We start from the raw sequence: 16,898 nt of genomic DNA, 5'->3' as shown, positions 1-16,898 counted from the left end.
TCGGCCATATGAAGCCGGCGGGCGCCGCGCCCCCCGCGCCGGGAGGCAAGAAACGGCCGGAAGATCGCGCCCCTGCGCCAACCAAGGCAGAAAACCATTCTGCCTGCCGGACTGTTTCAGCAGCCTTCTAGTTGGCCGGGGCGGGCTGCAGGGCGGCGTCTTCCAGGTATTGCGACACCCCGGGATAGCGCGGGGCGGAGATGCCCTCGCCCAGCATCTGGCCGATGCTGAACTCCGAAAAGGCCGGATGCTTGCTGCGGAACGTGCCGAGATTGCCGGCGACCGCGGTGACGATGTCGCGGACGACCGGCGGAGGCACGCGGGAGGAAGTGACGAGCCCGGCCGCAAGCGCGAAGCCCGGCACCGAGGCGCTCTGGCCGGGATAGGTGCCGGCCGGGATCGAATAGGCGAAATAGGCGGGACGCTCGGCGATCAGCTTGCGGATGCCGTCTGTCTCGGCGGGCACCAGCACGGCGCCGCAGGTGGACATCATGTCCTCCACAAGCAGGTTGGGATGCGCGATGATGACCAGCGCGGCGTCGATCTCGCCGTCGCAGAGCGCCTTCGGCAGGTCGGTCCAGTCGAGATCGGACAGATGGGCGAAATCCGCCTCGGTCCAGCCCATGGCCTGCATCACGATCCCGGTCGTGGCGCGGCTGCCCGAGCCCACCGGCCCGATATTGACCCGCTTGCCCGCCAGATCCGGCAGGCGGGCAATGCCGCTCTGCGGGCGGGCGATGACGGTGAAGGGCTCCGGGAAGAGCGACAGCACCGAGCGCAGCTCCCGGTCCGGCCCGTAGCCTTCGAACACCCCGGTGCCCATGGCGGCGGCATGCTGCCAGTCGGACTGCACGATCGCGAAATCCGCCGCCCCGGTGCGCAGGGCGCGCAGGTTGTCGATCGACCCGCCCGACTCCCTGGTGACGCAGCGCGTCCCGGTCTGCCAGCGCCGGGCATTGACCAGGCCGCAGATCGTGCCCCCGGCATAGTAGTAGACGCCGCTGCGCGAGGCCGTCGCGATGGAAACCAGCCGCTGCTCCGGTCCGGCTGCGGCGGCCGACAGGGACGCGGCCGCCGCCAGGGCGGCCAGGCAGGCCGCGGCGGCGCGGTTCCGCAGGCGTGCTGTGATACGTCTCGGCGGCATTCGGTTCTCCCTTGCCCGGAAACATGCACCTTTGCCCGGCGAGACTACACGACCCGCGCCGCAGCGCAAAAGGCGGCGGCCAAAGTGTTGATTTTCTGTGTCCCGGGTGCGGATAATCGGACAGGGCAAGCGGATCGGGGCACCATGGAAAGCTATCAGCGACTGATTGACGTCATCGCGCTGGAAAACCTCCGGATGCAGGCGGAGTACTGGATCCTGACGCAGCTGCTGGTGGCCGCCACGCTGTGGCAGCTTGCGGCGCTGGCGGCAGCGGGCGGGCTGGCCCTTGTCGCCGTGCGTCCGGCAGAGGCGCGGCTGGCGCGGCGGCGCGCCCGCATCGGCGCCGACCGCCCGGCGGAACGCAGCTTGGTGCGGGCGGCCGGCGTCGCGCTGCTGCCGGTTGCGGCGCTCTGCCTCTTGCTGGCAGCCATCGGCATCTCGGGCCTGTTCGGCTGGTCCGTCCCGCTGATGGCCACGGCGGCGAAGCTGCTGGCGATCTGGACCGGGCTGCGGCTGCTGTCGCTTCTGGTGCGCAACGCCTTCTGGTCGCGGATGATCGCGCTCTGCGCCTTCGCGATCGCCACGCTGAACGTCCTCGGCCTGCTCGAATCCACGATCGTGCGGCTCGACCGGATGGGGTTCCGGCTGGGCACGATCCACCTGTCGATGCTCGACCTGCTGCGCGGCGCCGTGCAGCTGGCGGTGCTGCTCTGGGTGGCGCTGGCGGTGGCGCAGCTGCTGGAGACGCGGATGAACGCCGCATCCGGGCTGACGCCGTCGCTGCGCGTGCTGACCGGCAAGCTGCTGCGGTTTTCTCTGGTGACGCTGGCGCTGATTGCCGGGCTGGCCAGCGTCGGCATCGATCTCAGCGCCTTCGCGCTCTTCTCCGGGGCGCTCGGCGTGGGCTTGGGCTTCGGCATGCAGAAGGCGCTGTCGAACCTGATCAGCGGGCTCCTGCTGCTGTCGGACCGCTCGATCAAGCCCGGCGACGTGCTGGAGCTGTCTGACCCGTCGAACCGCGACGTGCAGCTCTTCGGCTGGGTCACCGCGCTCAATGCCCGCTATGTCTCGCTGACCACGCGCGACGGCACCGAATGGCTGGTGCCGAACGAGGAGCTGATCTCCACCCGGATCGTCAACTGGTCCTACAACCACCACCGGCTGCGGCTGCTGACGCCGATCAGCGTCTCTTTCGACTGCGACGTCCGGCTGGCGATGGAGCTGGCCGAGGCGGCGGCGCGGGACACGCCGCGGGTGATGGCCGATCCGGCGCCGGTCTGCCGGCTGATGAGCTTCGGCGACAGCTCGGTCAACCTGGAGATGCGCTTCTGGATCGACGATCCGGTGAACGGCGTGATCAATGTCCGCAGCCAGGTGCTGCTGGCGATCTGGGAAAGCTACCGCGCCCATGGCATCCGCACGCCGCTGGGCCATCGCGACCTCTACATCAAGGAAGGCTCCGAGGTGAATGTCGTGCTGAAGCCCACTCCGGGCGCCCGCCGGGCTTAACCTTGCGGCAGGACCGGCGGCCCGGGCATGCGCACCGGGCCGCCCGGCGCGGTCCGCGGGGGACCGCGCGTTGCGGGGCTGCCTTGTCTTGTGAATTTCCCGGTCTGTCGTTGATGTTCGGGGTCGCCCGTTGCCCGCCAAGCATGGCGGGCAACAGGCGACGGCGGCCGGATCGTGTCTGCCCAGGTCGACCGGCCCGCGAGTGAGCAGGATCGACCGCCGTCTTCGCCATGGGCCTGCACCTCCGCCCGGCAGCGCGTTGCGAAGCAACGCCGCGAGAGGGGATGCGCGTGTTTGCGCCACGCATGACAAGGATGGGACCGGCGAAGATGGCAGATCATGCCGCCGGCATCGACATCCCGAAATCCCATCCCGATGCCTTCCGTCTCGAGGACGCCGCGGCGAAGCAGTTCGAGAACACGGCGCGCGGTTTCCGGGCCCTGATCCGACGGCTGGGCAAGGCACCGGTGGCGCGCATCGTCTTCGGGCCCGCCGGCGCGCATCGCCGCGCCTTCGAGGCGGCGATCTCGGGCAAATTTCCGCGGGTCCTGGTCAAGCCACTGCAGGCACGGCGCTTTGCCGGGGCCTGCGGCGCGCAAGCCGGGACCGATGCCGCGGAGGCGCGCATTCCGGCCCGCATGGGCGCGGCCCTGGCCCTCGAGCCCGATGCGCCCGTATCGCCGGAACTGCGGATTCCCAAGGAGTTGCAGGTTGCGCGCCGCGCTCCCGCCGCCGAGCGGACGCGCTTGCGCAACCGCGGCCACATCCAGATCCAGGCCCTTGCGAAGCGCCGGGCCGCGAGCCGGCTGGCTCTCGCCCGGCGCCAGGTCGCGGACCTGGACGCCGAAATTGCCGGGCCGATGGCCAAAGACGGCACCATGGCCCGCTATCGCGAAATCCCGTGCTCCATTCCGGGCCTCGGCCCCGTCGCGACGGCGCTGATCCCGACCTTTCTGCCCGGGATCGGAAAGCCCGGCGGAAGGCAGGCCCTGCCCCCTTCAGCCGCGGTTCCGGCCAGCGGAAAGGCAGGTCCTTCATCAGCGGGGGCCGCAAGCCGTTGCGGGATGCGCTCTGCATGCCTGCCGTCGTCGCAATGCGCTGCAACCCTGGCCTCAAGGCCAAGCGCACCCAGCTCCGCGAGGCCGGGAAACCCGCAAAGGTTGCCCTTGTTGCGCCCATGAGAAAGCTCCAGCTCACAGCCAAGCGCTGGTGGAAGCCAACAGGCTGTGGACCCCAAAAGCCACTTGCGCACGGCGGTACTCACTCGGCGGCAACCGCGGCCACGGCGGCCGTGCCCTCCGGGCGGAAGCGCTGCGCCGCGGGCAGGGACTGCATCAGCAGCCTGCAGCTCGCCCCGGCCGGGATCAGGCCGGCATACCAGGAGATGCCGGGAAAGCGCAGCGCCGCGGTCACGCCCAGTCCCGAGGCAATGACGCCTGCCCGGTTGGTCCCGGCATGGGGCCCGTGCTCGTCGTAATGCGCGGCGATGTCGAGGCGCTGGCCGCGGATCACGTAGCAGTCGGCCACCATCACCGCGAAGATCGGGCCGAGGAAGGCCGAATAGGTCTGGATGAAGAGGGTCAGCCCGGCGGAGCTTTCATCCTTCACCAATTCCCAGGGGAAGCTGCAGAATGCCAGCAGGCCGACGGCGATGGCCGACTTGCGGAAGGACCAGCCGAAGGTGTCCATCAGCGCATAGGCCGGCGGCACCACGTTGTCGAGTATGTTGGCGGTGAGCTGGGCGAAGGCGATGAAGAGCAGCGCCACCACCACCAGCACCGGATTGTCGGCGGCCGAGGCGAAGACGTCGATCGGGTCGACCGTGCCGGTCGCCGAGGACACCATGATGCCGATCATCCCCATGAACAGCGTCGCGGGCAGGATCGAGTTGGCGTAGATCATCGCCTGCCGGACCGGGCCGACGCGCTCCTTCAGCTCGCGGGCATAGTCCGAGACGTTCAGAATCATCGTCGCGTAGATGCCCATGAAGAGCATGGTCGTCCCCAGAACGGCGCGCCCCAGATGCCCTCGGCGTCGACCAGGTTGGTGCCGATCGCGTCGCCGTAGCGGTTCAGCACCGAAACGAACATGCAGACCAGCGCGCCGATGATGAAGACCGTGCCGATGTTCTCCACCCATTTGATGCCGTGGAAGCCGAGCACGGACAGTGCGATCTGCAGGGCCAGGAAGGCGACGAACCAGAAGACGATGCTTTCGAAGCGGAACATCGTCTCGGACACCAGGTTCAGCGCGCCGGCGCCGACCCAGCTCTGGAAGCCGAACCAGACGATGGCGGGGACCGAGCGGACGAGCGCGGGCAGCTTGTTGCCGCGGAAGCCGAAGGACGTGCGGGCCTGCACCATCATCGGGATGCCTTAGCGGTGGTTGGCCTGGCCGTTGACCGCCAGCCCGATCACCAGGCAGCCGATGGCGATGGCAACGATCACCTGCAAGAGGTTCAGCGTGCCGACGAGGCCGGAGCCGACGGTGAAGGTGCCGATCGATGCGCCGCCGCCGAGCCAGGCGAAGAGATAGGACCAGGGGTCATGATCCGCTCTTTCTGCGGCGCAAGGGTATCGTGTCCGGTCCCGTGCGCCTGCACGGCCGGGTCAGTGGAGGTCGTCATGCGAAGGTCTCCCAGTCGGGGTCTCGGGTGGGGTCGGGGAATGTCTACTTGGCCAGCGGCGCGGCATAGGCGCCGATCTTGCTGGTCATCAGCCGGGCGCCGGCCAGTGCCTCGGCGAATTTCGTGGCGGCGGCGACGCCGTCGATCACCGGCAGCCCGTGCCCGGCGGACAGGTCGGCAGCCAGGTCCGCCATGCCGGCGCAGCCCAGGACGATCGCCTCGCAGCGGTCTTCCCCGATGGCGCGGGCGATCTCGGCGCCGATCACCGCGCGGGCGTTGGAGCTGGGGTCTTCCAGCGCCAGCACCGGCAGGGCGGCAGGGCGGCAGCGCGGACCCGGCGGCACTGGTCTTCCAGTCCGTAGCGCCGGACCAGATCCTCGATCGCCGGCACCGAGCGCGGCAGCGTGGTGACGATGCTGAAGGAGGTCGCGACCATCGAGGCCGCCTTGATCCCGGCCTCGCAGAGTCCGATCACCGGACCGGAGGCGATCTCGCGGCAGGCGCCGATCGCCGGGTCGTCGAAACAGGCCACGACGATGGCATCGGCCTTCTCGGCCTCGGCTGCCGTCACTTCGCGCAGCAGGTGCGGGGTGCACATGACTTCGTCGAAATGGCCCTCGATGCTGGCCGGCGCGCCATGGGCGGTGCGGCCCTCGATCACGACATGGGCTGCGGCGACGGCGCGGTCCGAGGCGACGATCTTGCGGGTCATGGCCTCGGCGGAATTCGGATTGATGATGCGGAGTTTCATGTGCCCTCCATATGGTCTGCATTTTGGGCAACACAATTTGTAAACAATTTTAGTGGCAACTGTTTTGCAGCAAATCTTGCTGCGCAGGATCTGTTGCAAAACATGGGGAAGCTGATCAAATGGCGGGCATGACGACGGCGCCCGAACAGATCATCGTGGACAGCATCCTCGACGCCATCGCGAACCATAAGCTGCGGGCCGGCACCAAGTTGGGCGAGCACTCGCTGAGCGAGATTTTCTCGTGCAACCGCACTCAGGTACGCCGCGCGCTGGCGACGCTGACCGGCTACCAGGTCGTAGAGCACATCCCCAACCGCGGCGCCTTCGTCACGACCCCCTCCGAACGCGACGCGCGCGATGTCTTCCAGGCGCGGCAGGCCATCGAGCTGACGATCTGCGGAAATGTCGTGCAGTTTGAAACCCTGCCTGATTTCCCGCCGCTTCACGAAAACATCGGGGCGGAATCCCGGGCAATCGCCGCCGGGAACCGCGCCGAGACGATCCGGCTGTCGCGGAAATTCCACCTGATCCTGGCGGAACTGGGCGGAAATTCGGTGCTGGAGCGGTATCTGGAGGAGCTGACGATGCGCAGCTCGCTGATTCTCGGCCTCTATGGCGGCGATACGGAAAGCCAGTGCGCCTCCGACGACCACTGCCGCATCGTCGCGGCGCTGGAGGCCCGCGACGGCGCGGCCGCGCAGGCCGAGATGCGGGCGCATCTGCAGCATATCGAGGCCGAGGTCGATTTCACCGGCGCCCGCAAGCCCACCGGCGCGCTGTCCAGCCTGCTTCTCTAGTGCGGGCTTGGCGGGCGGTTTCGTTCCGCGCCCGCGATGGCCTTGAACTCGCCGCCGTTATCGGCAGGGTCCCATGGCAGGGTCCGGCATTTGCCCGGGCCGCACCGCCAAAGGAGCCGCCATGACCGCCCCCGTCCTCGATCCCGTCCGCCTCGCCCGCCTTGCCGATGTTGCCGTGCATGTCGGCCTCAACCTGCAGCCGGGACAGGATCTGGTGCTGACCGCTCCGGTCGAGGCGCTGCCGCTGGTGCGCGAGATCGCCGCCAGCGCCTACCGTGCCGGGGCCGGGGTCGTGACGCCGCTGCTGTCCGACGACGAGATCGCCCGCGCCCGGTTCCGCAACGGCCGCGACGGAAGCTTCGACCGCGCGCCGGACTGGCTCTACCGCGGCATGGCGGAGGCGTTTGACGCCGGCGCGGCGCGCATGGCGATTGCCGGGGCGGATCCGATGGCGCTGGCCGCCGAGGATCCCGAGAAGGTCGCCCGCGCGAACAAGGCCAATTCGCTGGCCTACAAGCCCGCGCTTTCGAAGATCTCGAATTTCGACATCAACTGGACCATCGCCGCCTTCCCGACGGCCGGCTGGGCGCGGCAGGTCTTTCCGGATCTGCCCGAGGACGAGGCGGTCGCGAAGCTGGCCGATGCGATCTTCGCCGCCTCGCGGGTGGCCGGCGAGGATCCGGTCGCGGCCTGGGCGGAACACAACGCGGCGCTGGCGGCGCGGACGGCCTGGCTGAACGGCGAGCGGTTCGACGCGCTGCATTTCACCGGTCCGGGGACGGATCTGACGGTCGGGCTGGCCGAGGGGCATGAATGGCAGGGCGGCGCCTCGACGGCGCAGAACGGCGTGACCTGCAATGCCAACATCCCGACCGAGGAAGTCTTCACCACGCCGCATGCCCGCCGCGTCGACGGGACGGTGCGCGCGACCAAGCCGCTGTCCTACAACGGCGCGCTGATCGAGGAGATCGAGATGCGCTTCGAGGACGGCCGCGCGGTCGAGGCGCGCTCCGGCAAGGGCGGAACCGTTCTGGAGCGCATGCTCGACAGCGACGAGGGCGCGCGCCGCCTGGGCGAGGTGGCGCTGGTGCCCTTCGGGTCGCCGATCTCGCAGACCGGTCTGCTGTTCTACAACACGCTCTTCGACGAGAACGCTGCCTGCCACATCGCGATGGGGCAGTGCTATTCGAAATGCTTCCTCGACGGCGCGTCGCTGTCCCCCGAGGAGATCGCGCAGAAGGGCGGAAACAGCTCGATGATCCATGTCGACTGGATGATCGGCGGGCCGCAGACCGATATCGACGGCGTCCGTGCCGACGGCAGCCGCGAGCCGGTGTTCCGCAAGGGCGAATGGGCCAGGTGAGGGCAGCGGCCGCCGCCCGTGCGGCCTTTGCGGGTCAGCGTGCCGCGCCCTGCCGCGCGGCCGCGGCACCCGCCTGGGCCCGGCGCTCGCGCAGGAAGGTGTAGAGACCGCTGGCGACGATGACGAGCGCGCCGAGCAGCATGGCCGGCTGCGGGACCTCGCCGAAGAACAGGGCGCCGTAGACCAGGCCGAAGACCAGCGACACGTAGCGGAAGGGCGAGATGACGGCGATCTCGCCGAACCGCATCGCCATCACCATCGCCATGTAGCCGGCCAGCAGGATCGCGGCCCCGGCGAAGATCAGCCCGAGCTGGGACGGCGTGACCGGCTCCCAGCCGCCCCGCACCGTCATGACGGCGAAACTCACCGCAAGGAGCGCGGCGGAGCCGAGTGCCGCCAGCACCGAGGCCGGCAGGTCCGCGCCGAGCAGGCGGGTGGCGATGTCGCGAAAGCAGACGCCGAGAATGGCCAGCAGCACGAAGACCGAGCCCGGGCCGAACGCGTCCGAACCCGGCCGCACGATCAGCAGCACGCCCGCGAAGCCCGCCGCGATCGCCAGCAGCCGCCGCGGGCCGACCGGCTGCGACAGGAAGACGGCGGCGGCAAGCGTGACCGCGAGGGGCTGAAGCTGGAAGATCGCCGTGGCCGAACCCATCGGCATCAGCGTCAGGGCGATCAGGTAGAAGCAGACCACGGCGGTCTCTCCCGCGGTGCGGATCCCGGCGAGCCGGATCTGCCGACGGCTCGGGCGCAGCTGCAGCGCGCCGTCGCGATACGCCATCAGGGCCAGTCCCGCGGTCATGAAGACATGGCGCAGGAAGATGACCTGGAAAAGCGGCAGCTCCTCCGCCACGGACTTCACGATCGTGTCGGATGTCAGCATCGTCGCCATGGCGAGCACCATGAAAAGGATGCCGCGGGTGTTCTCGTTCATCTTGTCAATCCGTCCGGAAACCGGCCGCCCGGGCAGCCGGGCGCGGGCCCGCCGCGGCGGGACCTGCTGCCGTCCATACATCCGCCGCCGCCGGAACGATATCGTCCCGAATTGTCGCAGACCTTCCGGGGGCCGTTCCGGACAGGACGGACAGGCCGCCGGGCCGCTCCGGCAGCACGCGGCTGGGGGACATGAGATCCCGGCGGGGTCCGGTGCCGCACGGATGGCGGGCCGGATGCCAGGGCGGGCTCCGCTCCCGGTCCATTCGGTCCGGCCCGGCGGCGTCCTTGTCCCTCGGCGGGGCGCCCCGCATGCCGTCCGCAACGCCGCGCCGGACATGCGGCAGCTTGCCTTCTCGCCCGCGCGCATGGGCCTGTGCCACCAGAAAGGTTCATAGGTTTAACTATTATGCCACGATCCGCAGGGCCCTGCGCCGCCGGGTCGGGCCGTTCCGGGGGCGCGCCATGTGGATCGAGGGATTGGAGGGGCTGCATTTCAGCGCCTTCGACGGCAATACCGGGCAGCGCTTCTTCCGGTTCGACTGGCAGAGCCGCGGCTACGAGATGGTCACCGGGCCGGACGGGCGCGGCTTCACGCCCTATGGCGATGTCGTCTCGCTCTTCGGCCGGAACCTGATGGGCGGGCAGGTCACCGAAGCCGACGGCAGCAGCCTGGTGGGCTACGAGGTCTATGAGCTCGGCGCCGATGGCACGCTCAGCCTGTTTGCCGATATCCGTCCGGGTCCGGACTCCTCGTTCTTCGATTTCGACTGGCCCATCGCCTTCTCCGCCTATCCGGGCGTGGTCCTGACGGATGCCCGCTACAGCAGCGACACCTACGAGGTCACCTGGCTCAATGGGCAGGGCCGGTCCGGGTTGCTGTCCGACCTGTTCGACGGAATCGACTTGATCAAGGCGCCCAATCCGGCGGTCACGTACCGCGGCGGGGAAATCGTGGTCGCCAGCTTCGAATATCCTCTGCGGATACCCCTGCGCGTGGACATCGAAACCGGCGCCGTCACGACTCTCGCCGACTTCTTCGCGGATCCAGGCTCGTTGAGCTTCCGGAGCGTCTTCGTGGCCGGGGAAGAGCTCTACGCCAACGTCTTGACGGGCCGCTGGGGCGCCGAACTGTTCCGGCTCGGCGATGGCGATGTCTGGGAACCGGTCAGCGTCATCGGGGGGCAAAGCCCGTCGCCGTCGCCGAGCCGTGCCTTCTCCCTCGGCGGCACGGATTATTTCCTGGCCAACACGTCTTCCGCCGGCCGCATCCTTCACCGCATGGACCCATCCGGCGACCTGGTGCCCGTCCCGGCCCAGGTGGAGGGTCTCGGCCTGACGCTCTGGTCCATGGCCGGCTTCGCTGTCTTCGGGGACCATGTCTATTTCAGCGGGAACACGCGCTATGGCGGGGCGTACGGCATCTACCGGATGGATGCCGACGGGACCTTCGCCTGGGCCGAGGACGAGTTTCTCGCGCTCGGCGGCCGCGATCCGGAGATGAAGAGCCTGATCGGCGGGGAAATCTATTTCCGCGTCACCGAGGACGGGGAGGATGGCGAGCGGCGCGTGCTGTCGAAGCTCGGCGCCGACGGGACGGTGACCCGGCTGGGTCTGGACACCCCGGGTGATCTTGGGCTCCGGTCCAGCTATGGCCAGATCTACGCGAACGCGCTTGGAGATGACGGTGCGATCCATCTCTGGGCGCTGACCGATGCCGGCATCTGGCAGGAGGTCGCCGCGATCGGTCCGGGTCCCGCGACGCTGCGCTTCAACGGATTTTCGCAGATCGAGACCGAAGGCCGGTCGGGCGACGTCTATCTGGGGGATGGCAGCGCGGAATCCGTGGCCATGCCCGAGGAGGGCGCAGTTGCCTATGCCGGGGCCGGGGCGGACACTGTCGAAGGGGCCGTCGGAGACGACATTGTCTTCGGCGGTCTCGGCCGAGACAGGCTTTCGGGCGGGGCAGGGCGGGACCGTCTCGACGGCGGCGCCGGACGCGACCGGCTGCATGGCGGGCCGGACGCGGACACGCTGCTCGGCGGGGCCGAGGATGACAGCCTGGCCGGAGGCTCCGGCGCAGACAGTCTCCGCGGCGGGACCGGGCGGGACACGCTGTCCGGCGGGCTCGGCGCCGACCTGCTCGACGGCGGGCTGGAGGGCGATGTCCTTTCGGGCGGCGCGGGACGCGACACGGTGGTCGGCGGTCCCGGCCGCGACAAGGCGTGGCTCGGCGCGGGCGCGGACCGGTTCGAGGACAGCGTGCAATCCGGCCCCCTCGGACGCGACACGGTGATGGGCGGGCCCGGCGACGACGTGATCGTGACGCGCGGCGGCGGCGACCTGCTGACCGGCGGGGCAGGGGCGGACCGCTTCGTTTTCCTGCCCGGCGCAGGGCGCGCCACCGTCACGGATTTCGATCCGGGCACCGACGTGATCGACCTCTCGGGCTACGGCGCGGATCTCGGCCGCCCGGACCTGGAAATGCGCGACACGTCGGCCGGCGCCGTGCTGCGGCCGGGCGGCGGCGATGTCGTGGTGCTTGCCGGGGTCAGGGCCGGCGATCTCGGGGCGGAGGACATCCTCTTCGCCTGATCCGCAGCGGCGCCCCGTGCAGGATGGCCCGCTGCAGGGCGCGCCGGTGCCGGGCCGCATGCTCCGGCCCGCCGACGCGCCATGCGGCGTCAGAGGATCGATTGCCCGGTTGCGGCCCAGTCCTTGGAGAACTGCTCCAGGCCGCATTCCGTCAGCGGATGGGCGGCGAGGGCCTTGATCACCTTGGCCGGGACCGTGCCGACATCCGCCCCCGCCAGGGCGGCCTCCCTCACATGGTTGGCGCTGCGGATGGAGGCGGCGAGAATTTCCGTCTCGAAGCCGTAATTGTCGTAAATCTGGCGGATCTCGCGGATCAGCTCCATGCCGTCGAGATTGATGTCGTCGAGCCGCCCGATGAAGGGCGAGATGTAGCTCGCCCCCGCCTTCGCGGCCAGCAGTGCCTGGTTGGCGGAGAAGCAGAGCGTGACGTTGGTGCGGATGCCCTCGGCGGTGAAGACGCGGCAGGCCTTCAGCCCGTCGAGCGTCAGCGGCAGCTTGACCACGACATTGGGCGCGATCCCGGCCAGGACCCGGCCCTCGGCCAGCATGCCCGGCGCATCGAGCGCGGCGACCTCGGCCGAGACCGGCCCGTCGGTGATGCCGCAGATCTCGGCGATGACTTCCTTGAAATCGCGCCCGGATTTGGCGATCAGCGAGGGGTTGGTGGTGACCCCGTCCATCAGGCCATACTCGGCCAGATCGCGGATTTCCGCCACGATGGCGGTGTCGACGAAGAATTTCATGCCCTGTCCTTTCCGGGATGTCTGTCTCAGACCGCGAGGAAGCCGCCATCGATCGGCAGCACGGCGCCGGTCACCATGCCCGCGTCGCCCGACAGCAGGAGCGCGATGGCCGATGCGACCTCGGCGGCCTCGGCAAAGCGGTTGACCGGGTGGCGGACCATCATCGGCCCGGCCTTTTCCGGATCGCTCCAGGCTTCGGCGGCAAGCTCGGTCAGCGTGATCGTCGGTGCCGCGCAGTTCACGCGGATGCCATGCGGGCCGAATTCCTTGGCCAGCACGCGGCTGGCGCCTTCGAGTCCGGCCTTGGAGGCGGCATAGCACAGATGCTCGGCAAAGCCGCGATGACCGGCAATCGAGGTGATGTTGACGATGGCGCCGCCGCCGCCGGCCGCAACCCGCGCCCGGCCGAATTCCTGGCAGGCGATCAGGGCGGCGCGCAGGTTGATGCCCATCACCGCTTCATAGCCCGCCTCGGTCATGTCGAAGCTGCTTTCCAGCACGTTGATGCCGGCCGAGTTGATCAGGTAGTCCGCGGTCCCGGCCTCGGCCATGGCGGCGCGGGTGGCGGCCGGGTCCTGCAGGTCGACGCGGATCGAGCGGCCGCCGATGGCGGCGCGCAGGCTGTCGAGATCGGACTGGGTGCGGCTGAGCGCGATGACCTCGGCGCCGCGCGCGGCCATGAGCTCGGCGCAGGCGCGCCCGATGCCCTTGCCTGCGCCGGTGATGATGACGGATTTGCCGGTGAACTGCATGGATGGCTTCCTTGGGGATGCGCGCGGGGCCGGGCCCTCACGCGAGATGATGCCGGACGCGGGCGACGACGGCCGCTGCGGTGATGCCGAATTTCTCGTAGAGCGTTTCCGCCGGGGCCGAGGCGCCGAAGCCTGCGAGCCCGATGGCATCCGCCTCCTCGGCGACGAAGCGGGTCCAGCCGAAAGTGCCCGCCGCCTCGACCGAGACGCGCGGCGCCGTGCCCAGAACCTCGGCCCGGTAGGCGTCGGGCTGGGCGGCGAAGAGCTCCCAGCAGGGCATCGACACGACGGCGGCGCGGATGCCCTCCGCGGCCAGCGTCTCCGCCGCCTCGACGGCCAGCGCGACCTCGGTGCCGGTCGCCAGGATCGTCGCGTCGCGCGGACCATCGGTGCCCCGGATCACATAGGCGCCCTTCGCCGAGAGGTTTTCGTCCCCCGGCGCGCGGAGCTGCGGCACCGACTGGCGCGACAGCGCCAGGAAGGACGGCGTCTGGCGGAGGCGGACCGCCAGCTCCCAGCATTCCAGCGTCTCGACAGCATCGGCGGGGCGGAAGACGTTGAGGTTGGGCATGGCGCGGAGGCTCGCCAGATGCTCGACCGGCTGGTGGGTCGGGCCGTCCTCGCCGAGCCCGATGGAGTCATGGGTCATCACGTAGATCGTGCCCACCCCCATCAGCGCCGACAGCCGGATCGCGCCGCGGGCATAGTCGGAGAAGACGAGGAAGGTGCCGCCATAGGGGATCAGCCCGCCATGGCAGGCGATGCCGTTCATCGCCGCCGCCATGCCGAATTCGCGCACCCCGTAGGAGATGTAGCGCCCGTCATAGCGGCCCGGCTGGAAATCGCTGTCCACGGTAGGGACGCGGGTCAGGTTCGAGCCGGTAAGGTCCGCCGAGCCGCCCCAGAGCTCGGTCAGGGCCGCGGCCAGCGGCTCCAGCGCCATCTGGCTGGCCTTGCGGGTGGCGACCTTCGCGGGCTGGGCAAAGAGCGCGGCGCGGGCCTCGGCCACGGCCGTATCGAACGCCTCCGGAAGGCGGCCTTCGGCGCGGCGCAGGAACTCGTCGCGCAGCTCCGGCGCGGCACCGGCCAGACGGGCCTCCCAGGCGGCGCGTGCGCCCCGGCCGCGGCTGCCGGCGTTGCGCCATTCGGCGGCGGCGGCTTCGGGCAGGGCGAAATCGCTGTCGGCCAGCCCCAGCGCGGCGCGCGCTGCGGCCAGCTCCGCGGCGCCAAGCGGCGATCCGTGCACGCCGGAGGTCCCGGCCTTGGCCGGGGCGCCGAGCCCGATCACCGTGCGCATCCGGATCAGCACCGGGCGGTCCAGTCCGCGCGCCTCGGCGATGGCGGCGTCGATGGCGGCCACGCTGTGCCCGTCGCAGGCCAGCACCGCCCAGCCGGCCGCCTCGAACCGGCCGGCTGTGTCCTCGGTGAAGGCCTTCGAGGTCGAGCCGTCGATGGAGATGCCGTTATCGTCATAGAGCACCGTCAGCCGGTCGAGCTTCAGATGGCCCGCGAGGCTGATCGCCTCCTGGCTGATGCCCTCCATCAGGCAGCCGTCTCCGGCAAAGACCCAGGTGCGGTGATCGACCAGCGCATCGCCGAATTCGGCGTTCATCTTGCGCTCGGCCATCGCCAGGCCGACCGCGGCGGCGAGCCCCTGGCCCAGCGGGCCGGTGGTCACCTCGATCCCCGCGGCATGGCCGAATTCCGGATGTCCGGCGGCCTTCGAGCCCCATTGGCGGAAGGACTTCAGCTCGTCGAGCGTCATGTCCTCGAAGCCGGTCAGGTGCAGCAGCGCGTAGAGCAGCATCGAGCCATGGCCGTTCGACAGCACGAAGCGGTCGCGGTCCGGCCAGAAGGGCGCGGCGGCGTCGAATTTCAGATGCCGTGTCCAAAGCGCGACGGCCGCCTCGGCCATGCCCATCGGCGCGCCGGGATGGCCGGATTTCGCCGCCTCGACCCCGTCCATGGCGAGGGCGCGCAGGCAGTTGGCTAGGGCAAAGCTGCCGGCATCGCGGGCGGCCGTGGCGAGGGCGGCGGAAATCTCGGTCATCGGGTCAGGTCCTCGGTTGTCCGGCGCAGCGCGCGGGCGGTTTTCTGGAGCGTCAGGAAGGCGTCGTAACGGGCGTCGTGCAGGCGGCGGGCCAGACCCTCTGCCGGGGTGCAGCGCATGGCGACCGACGACATGGCAGGCATCGCAGCGGCGAGGCCGGGGATGGCGCCATGGGCGGCTGCGCCCAGCATGGCCGAACCCAGCAGCACCGGCTCGGGGCAGGCGGTGACCTCGACGGGGAGCCCGGTGGCATCGGCCAGGAGCTGGCGCGTCAGCGGATGGGCGGCCGCCCCGCCGGAGACCGAGACCGCCTCGACCGGCGCGCCATGCGCCGCCTGGGTCTCGATGATCTGGCGCAGCCCGTAGCCCAGCCCGCAGAGCCCGGCGACATAGAGCGCGGCCAGCGAATCCGGTCCCTGCTCCATCCCCTGGCCGACGATCACGGCGCGGGCATGGGGATCGGCGAAGGGCGCGCGGTTGCCGAGGAATTCCGGCACGACATGCAGCCCGTCGGCCAGCCTGAGCGCGCCCGCTGCATCGCCGCCGAGCTCCAGCGCGCGGTCGGCCAGCCAGTGCGGCAGCCCCTTGCCCGCGGCCTCGGCCAGTGCGGTGGCGGCGGCAGTGGCGGGATGGAGTTGGACGAGCTGGTCGATGGCGGCGCCGGCTGCGGACTGCCCGCCCTCGTTCAGCCACATGCCCGGGACCATGGCGGAATAGTAGGGGCCCCAGACGCCCGGCACGAAGGTCGGCCCGGCGGTGGTGGTCATGGTGCAGGAGGAGGTGCCGAAGACATAGCCGAGGCAGCGCACCGGATCGCCGGTGCCGCCCGTTGCGCCGACCGTGCCGATGCCGCCGGCATGGGCGTCGATCAGCCCGGCGGCCACCGCGGTGCCGGGGCGGAGCCCCATCGCGGCCGCGGCCTCCGCGGTCAGCCCGGATCCCAGCGCTGTGCCGGGATCGACGACGGCCGCACCGATGCGCCGGAAGCCCTGATCCGCCAGATCGCCCAGCCCGATGGCGCGGAAATAGCCGGCATCCCAGCGCGCCTCATGCGCCAGATAGGTCCATTTGCAGGTGACCGTGCAGGCCGAGCGCTCGGTGGCGCCGGTGGCCTTCCAGGTCAGGAAGTCGGTCAGGTCGAAGAAATGCGCCGCCCGGGTATAGACCTCGGGGCGGTTCTCCTTCAGCCACAGGAGCTTCGGCGTTTCCATCTCGGGCGAGATCGTGCCGCCGACATAGCGCAGCACGTCATGGTCTCCGGCGTTGATCCGCGCCGCCTGATCGAGCGCGCGGTGATCCATCCAGACGATGATGTCGCGCTCGGGATGGTCCGGGTCGCCGATGGGCAGCCCGCCCTCCGGCCCCTGCACGACGAGCGAGCAGGTCGCGTCGAAGCCGAGCCCCTTCACATCCGCCGGATCCGCTCCGGCCTCCGCCACGGCGCCCCGCACGGCGGCGCAGACCGCGTCCCAGACCTGGGTGCTCGACTGCTCGACCCGGCCGCGGTCGTCGCGATGGCTGTCGATGGCGCCCTTCGCGCTGCCCAGCAGCTGGCCGGTGGCGTCGAACAGTCCGGCCCTGGCCGAGCCGGTGCCCACGTCGATGCCGATATACTTGTCGGTCATTGTCTTCCCC

The 16,898-nt window shown here is 70.0% G+C and carries 14 protein-coding genes and 2 pseudogenes; 6 read left to right on the top strand and 10 right to left on the bottom strand.

The annotated features are described in order from the left end of the window. Positions 1–127 precede the first annotated feature (127 nt). Positions 128–1,144, bottom strand: coding sequence for a TAXI family TRAP transporter solute-binding subunit (locus tag HCC78_RS17460; protein ID WP_172330075.1), 1,017 nt, complete (start codon positions 1,142–1,144; stop codon positions 128–130). Between the two features lie 144 nt (positions 1,145–1,288). On the opposite strand from HCC78_RS17460, the gene HCC78_RS17455 reads away from it, so the two are divergent. The 3 genes and pseudogenes from HCC78_RS17455 to HCC78_RS34855 form a co-directional block, all read left to right on the top strand. Then, a complete protein-coding gene (locus HCC78_RS17455; RefSeq protein WP_172330074.1) occupies positions 1,289–2,653 on the top strand; it encodes a mechanosensitive ion channel family protein in 1,365 nt (454 codons plus the stop codon). A 230-nt stretch (positions 2,654–2,883) separates the two neighbouring features. Further along, positions 2,884–3,399 (top strand): annotated as a pseudogene (locus tag HCC78_RS34860) (transposase); the annotation flags it as partial. 155 nt (positions 3,400–3,554) lie between these two features. Beyond that, positions 3,555–3,713: pseudogene (locus tag HCC78_RS34855) on the top strand (hypothetical protein); the annotation flags it as partial. Between the two features lie 200 nt (positions 3,714–3,913). Here HCC78_RS34855 and HCC78_RS33805 read toward each other — a convergent pair. From HCC78_RS33805 to HCC78_RS17440, 4 genes are all read right to left on the bottom strand, one after another. Then, positions 3,914–4,648 carry a cytosine permease gene (locus tag HCC78_RS33805; protein ID WP_253949231.1) on the bottom strand — a complete coding sequence of 245 codons (735 nt, stop codon included), beginning with the start codon at positions 4,646–4,648 and terminating at the stop codon, positions 3,914–3,916. After that, entirely contained in the window at positions 4,618–5,019 is a 402-nt protein-coding gene (locus tag HCC78_RS33800) for a cytosine permease (RefSeq protein ID WP_253949230.1), read from the bottom strand. Before HCC78_RS33800 ends, HCC78_RS33805 begins: the two co-directional genes overlap by 31 nt. Before the next feature lie 304 nt (positions 5,020–5,323). Continuing rightward, complete coding sequence (locus HCC78_RS34850; protein WP_371743855.1) at positions 5,324–5,584, bottom strand: aspartate/glutamate racemase family protein; 261 nt, start codon at positions 5,582–5,584, stop codon at positions 5,324–5,326. After that, the gene (locus HCC78_RS17440) at positions 5,542–6,030 is read right to left on the bottom strand and encodes an aspartate/glutamate racemase family protein (protein WP_371743854.1); all 489 of its coding nucleotides are present in this window, start codon (positions 6,028–6,030) and stop codon (positions 5,542–5,544) included. Before HCC78_RS17440 ends, HCC78_RS34850 begins: the two co-directional genes overlap by 43 nt. A 119-nt stretch (positions 6,031–6,149) precedes the next feature. On the opposite strand from HCC78_RS17440, the gene HCC78_RS17435 reads away from it, so the two are divergent. Both HCC78_RS17435 and HCC78_RS17430 read left to right on the top strand, forming a co-directional pair. Beyond that, positions 6,150–6,827: a GntR family transcriptional regulator gene (locus HCC78_RS17435; protein WP_172330072.1), complete on the top strand. Its 678-nt coding sequence runs from the start codon at positions 6,150–6,152 to the stop codon at positions 6,825–6,827. Between the two features lie 121 nt (positions 6,828–6,948). Next, on the top strand, positions 6,949–8,190 hold the full coding sequence (locus tag HCC78_RS17430) for an aminopeptidase (protein WP_172330071.1): 1,242 nt from the start codon (positions 6,949–6,951) through the stop codon (positions 8,188–8,190). Between the two features lie 34 nt (positions 8,191–8,224). Here the strand turns inward: HCC78_RS17430 and HCC78_RS17425 are convergent, their stop codons facing one another. After that, complete coding sequence (locus HCC78_RS17425; protein ID WP_172330070.1) at positions 8,225–9,124, bottom strand: DMT family transporter; 900 nt, start codon at positions 9,122–9,124, stop codon at positions 8,225–8,227. A gap of 464 nt (positions 9,125–9,588) precedes the next feature. On the opposite strand from HCC78_RS17425, the gene HCC78_RS17420 reads away from it, so the two are divergent. Beyond that, positions 9,589–11,718 (top strand): calcium-binding protein, encoded by a 2,130-nt coding sequence (locus tag HCC78_RS17420; protein WP_172330069.1) that lies wholly within the window; start codon positions 9,589–9,591, stop codon positions 11,716–11,718. 89 nt (positions 11,719–11,807) lie between these two features. Here HCC78_RS17420 and fsa read toward each other — a convergent pair whose 3' ends face one another. The 4 genes from fsa to HCC78_RS17400 are packed head-to-tail and all read right to left on the bottom strand — an operon-like array spanning position 11,808 to position 16,888. Further along, positions 11,808–12,461 carry a fructose-6-phosphate aldolase gene (gene fsa, locus HCC78_RS17415; protein ID WP_172330068.1) on the bottom strand — a complete coding sequence of 218 codons (654 nt, stop codon included), beginning with the start codon at positions 12,459–12,461 and terminating at the stop codon, positions 11,808–11,810. A gap of 26 nt (positions 12,462–12,487) precedes the next feature. After that, positions 12,488–13,213, bottom strand: coding sequence for an SDR family oxidoreductase (locus HCC78_RS17410; protein ID WP_172330067.1), 726 nt, complete (start codon positions 13,211–13,213; stop codon positions 12,488–12,490). Positions 13,214–13,250: 37 nt separating this feature from the next. Next, positions 13,251–15,263, bottom strand: a complete 2,013-nt coding sequence (gene tkt, locus HCC78_RS17405; protein WP_172330066.1) for a transketolase — start codon at positions 15,261–15,263, stop codon at positions 13,251–13,253. Further along, the gene (locus tag HCC78_RS17400; protein ID WP_172330065.1) at positions 15,260–16,888 is read right to left on the bottom strand and encodes an FGGY-family carbohydrate kinase; all 1,629 of its coding nucleotides are present in this window, start codon (positions 16,886–16,888) and stop codon (positions 15,260–15,262) included. The genes tkt and HCC78_RS17400 overlap by 4 nt, the downstream gene beginning before the upstream one ends. Positions 16,889–16,898: the final 10 nt, after the last annotated feature.

It is taken from the genome of Mangrovicoccus sp. HB161399 (assembly GCF_013184745.1).
Taxonomy (GTDB): Bacteria; Pseudomonadota; Alphaproteobacteria; order Rhodobacterales; family Rhodobacteraceae; genus Mangrovicoccus.
This window is presented reverse-complemented; position numbering and strand designations above follow the sequence as displayed.